Source organism: Sphingomonas sp. LC-1 (assembly GCF_025371035.1).
GTDB lineage: Bacteria > Pseudomonadota > Alphaproteobacteria > Sphingomonadales > Sphingomonadaceae > Sphingomonas > Sphingomonas sanguinis_E.
Window position 1 is genome coordinate 1 of sequence record NZ_JANZXB010000039.1, and the last position, 3,560, is coordinate 3,560.

Here is a 3,560-nt window from a genome sequence, read left to right on the forward strand (position 1 = left end):
CTGTCGCTCCTCGGGGCTTCGCCCCTCGTCCCGACAGACACACCCCCGCCATTCTCATCTAGATTGTCGCGCTGTTCTCACCTTGATTGTCGCGCAGCACGCGGACCCATTCGTGATCGCCAAGGCAGCGACCGAGGGCCGGTGCGTGGTCACCATGGAGCAGTTCAAGGAGAACGGGGCGAAGATCCCGAACATCTGCGACCACTTCGGAATCGACTGCCTCTCGCTGGAGGCCTTCATGGAGCGCGAGGGCTGGCAGTTCTAGCAGCGCTTCGGGTGCCGCCCTGGCCGGCACTTACGACCGACTTATAAGCGTGTCCGTAGCCACAGACCGAGGCCCCACGATGGGTAATTAAGCGACTGTAATCGCTGCAAAAAGGTGGTGGACGCACTTGGGCTCGAACCAAGGATCCGCTGATTAAAAGTCAGCTGCACTGCATCCGCTTTGGTAGATTGAGCTCCGCAACCCGCCAGTCCGCAACCGGCCCACTTTCGGCCGTGCTGCGTCGCCTGTATGGACGTCCGCCTTCGGGAATTTGGCACGCGGCTGTGAGCGTTCGCAACTGGGTCTCTGCGCCTACGTTTGCCTGAGGAACCTAGATTTCGTGTAGAGCAGCTGTAACTCACGGCGCTGCGACCAGCATGGCCCGAAATCGTTTGACCATATGATAGAGCCCAAGGCCGTTCGAGGGCTTAATCAGGAATCTGAAAGTCACGCCGTAGTATTGCACTAGGGTCTCGACTGTCGAACCGTTCTGGTTTGTGACGAGTATCGACTTCCCACTAAGATGGAACGGCGTTGTCATCCCGCAATCGACCGCCAATCCCGCCACAGCGCGACCGATCGGCAGCGAGAGATTGCCACCGTAATACTTGGCCTCCGCGTGAGCTACGATATCGCCCGACGATGGGTCGCGGTTAGTTCGACGACAAGTGGCGGCCACGCTCGCAGGCATTAACAAAAGATCGAACTCGTGAGCAATCGTAGAAACGCCCCGCACCTTGACGCCGATGTGCGCCTCGAGGGCGACCTTGCCAGGCTTGGTGAGGCGAACGTGCGTGAAGTTACCCGATGGTAGTCGCCCCGGGCCCAATCGGAAGATCGCATCCGTCGTTGGATTGTCAGATCCGTCGCGGAGCTCGGCAGCCCAGCTCTCAGCAGATGCCGCCTGCAGCAGAAGCGCCAGTACGTAACCTTCGTAAACGTCGTGCGCGGCGCTTGCGACATTGTAACCGAGCGTAGCGGCGGTCGAGAGCGCCGCGGTGATCGTAGACAGCATACTAGCCGAGGCCATTCAACCGCTCTCTCAGTATCGCGAAATCTCGCGCGTAGTCCGGCATGACCTCGAGCGCCGCTCTCCGCTGCTGGCCTCGGAGCCCGATGCCTTCATCGGCGGCAGTTGCTCTAGATCCGTCGAAAGCGCGGCCGTCGCCATCACCGTCAGCGTCAAAACCGCCTCCGTCAGCGCCGGGATCAACCTTGAAAACGATCTCCTCGACGCCGAGCTGCCGAACCGATGCGATCTCCGCCTGTGCGAGGTCCACCGTCACCGTCTCGGCAGCGTTGACCAAAGCATGCGCGACAATTCGAGCAGGGGCATCGGCCGGCAACGCCGCCTCTGCCTGCTCCGCCGCCCAGCCGAAACCCGTCTGACGAAGCGCCTCGCGCAACTCGGTGATTAGCCGCTCAACCTCCTCGTCTTCCACGCGTCCCCCGGCAATTCCAATGCCATCGCTATGCAGGGGCGCGAATGCCGCTTCAAGCTAGATCGCAATGAGCAAAGCGGACCGCAAATGAGCAACGACCGGATGCGGGGATCGAGAGAGATGTACTTGTCCAGGATTGGTCGCAGCGCCCATGACATTCCGCGACCCAACACGATCGATGGCAGGAACAACGTTTCAAGCGGCCGTCTCTTCAGCGACGACGACTTCTGTCACTCACACCTCTATCCACCTATGCGCATCTCAGATGCGAGCGACGCTCGGCGCCTCGCCGACTGGCTCTCGGCGAAGCTGCCACTGCCGCGTCGGAGCCGGTGACCCTCAACAAATCTTCTCGCGTCGCCAGAGTGACGGTCCAGATGTCCGGCTCCGCTCGCTGTAAGCTTCGCTCGATTGATGTGAACGAATGGCGTAAGTTGGGAAGCCGACTTAACGTCCTGGACGGCCATCTATGGGTCCCCGCCGAGGCAAAGGGCGGGGCAGCTCCTGGCCGAAGTCGGCCGTTCGCCGCGAGGGCGCCAGGGCGGCTTCTGGTAAAATCGGCCGACAGTGCGCTGTCTAATTCGGAACCTGTCGACACACCAGTCCACCGGTTGACACGGAAACGGCTGCCTCCTCGGTATGCGGCCGCATGATGCGGCCGGCCGGCACCTGTGGCACTATCGTGAGATAGCCCGATCCGTTGAAGCCAGGGCTGCCACCGTCTCGCCGGTGTGGATCAGGTCGGAGTCAGTGATCCGCGAACGAAGGGCGGCACAGGCGATACGGTCGGTTATTGATTCTTCAACGCTGGCGGGCGGGGGCGGAGCCGCCGCCCGCCGCGATTTCAGGCCGTCAGGTCTAGGACGATGCGACCCTCGATCTGGCCCCGGCGCATTCGGTCGAACACTTGATTTACCTTGGCGAGCGGGGCGGTGGCGACGGTCGCCTTGACCTTGCCGTCGGCTGCGAAGTCGAGCGACTCCTGAAGGTCCAGCCGGGTGCCGACGATCGATCCGCGCACGGTGATGCCGTTCAGCACCAGCCCGAAGATGTTGAGCGGAAAGTCACCCGGCGGCAGGCCGTTGAGCGCGACGGTGCCGCCCCGCGCCATCATGCCCACGGCCTGCGCAAACGCCTTTTCGCTGACCGCCGTGACGAGCGCACCCTGCGCGCCGCCGCCGGTCTCGCGCTTGATCGCCGCCGCCGGGTCCGCCTCGGTCCGCGCATTGACGGTGACCTTCGCGCCCAGCCGCCGTGCGAGGTCCAGCTTGGCGTCGTCGACATCCACCGCCGCGACATTCAGGCCCATAGCGACTGCATATTGCACCGCCATATGGCCAAGCCCGCCGATGCCGGAAATGACCACCGTGTCGCCCGGTTTGGTATCGGTCATCTTCAACCCCTTGTAGACCGTCACCCCGGCGCACAGCACGGGCGCGATCTCGGTGAAGCCGATATTAGCGGGCAGATGGCCGACGAAATTCGGGTCGGCGATGACATAATCTGCAAAGCCGCCATTGACCGAATAGCCGGTGTTGAGCTGGCTCTCGCACAAAGTCTCCCACCCGCCCAAGCAATGCACGCAGTGGCCGCAGGCGGTGTAGAGCCAGGGTACGCCCACCCGGTCGCCTTCCTTGATGTGCTTGACGCCCTTGCCGACCGCCGAGACATAGCCGACGCCCTCATGACCCGGAATGAAGGGCGGGTTGGGCTTGACCGGCCAGTCTGATCTGCCCCCCGCTGAGTGGCCCAGAGACTATGATAGTCTGGACCGCGAAAGGGACATTGAATGCCGAGCAAGAAGCACAAGCCGGAAGAGATCATCGGCAAGCTGCGTGAAGTTGAGATCGTGC

Annotated in this window: 3 protein-coding genes, 1 tRNA gene and 1 pseudogene; 1 reads left to right on the top strand and 4 read right to left on the bottom strand. The window is 62.5% G+C overall.

The features are described 5' to 3' along the window. The first annotated feature begins 82 nt into the window (after positions 1-82). Positions 83-265 (top strand): DUF4411 family protein, encoded by a 183-nt coding sequence (locus NZL82_RS19660; protein WP_261271380.1) that lies wholly within the window; start codon positions 83-85, stop codon positions 263-265. 115 nt (positions 266-380) lie between these two features. On the opposite strand, the gene NZL82_RS19665 is transcribed toward NZL82_RS19660, so the two are convergent. From NZL82_RS19665 to NZL82_RS19680, 4 genes and pseudogenes are all read right to left on the bottom strand, one after another. After that, positions 381-469 (bottom strand) — tRNA-Lys (locus NZL82_RS19665). Positions 470-623: 154 nt separating this feature from the next. Continuing rightward, complete coding sequence (locus NZL82_RS19670) at positions 624-1,280, bottom strand: hypothetical protein (RefSeq protein WP_261271378.1); 657 nt, start codon at positions 1,278-1,280, stop codon at positions 624-626. Between the two features lies 1 nt (position 1,281). Further along, positions 1,282-1,707 carry a hypothetical protein gene (locus tag NZL82_RS19675; RefSeq protein WP_261271379.1) on the bottom strand — a complete coding sequence of 142 codons (426 nt, stop codon included), beginning with the start codon at positions 1,705-1,707 and terminating at the stop codon, positions 1,282-1,284. An 844-nt stretch (positions 1,708-2,551) separates the two neighbouring features. Then, a pseudogene (locus tag NZL82_RS19680) lies at positions 2,552-3,454 on the bottom strand (zinc-dependent alcohol dehydrogenase); the annotation flags it as partial. Positions 3,455-3,560: the final 106 nt, after the last annotated feature.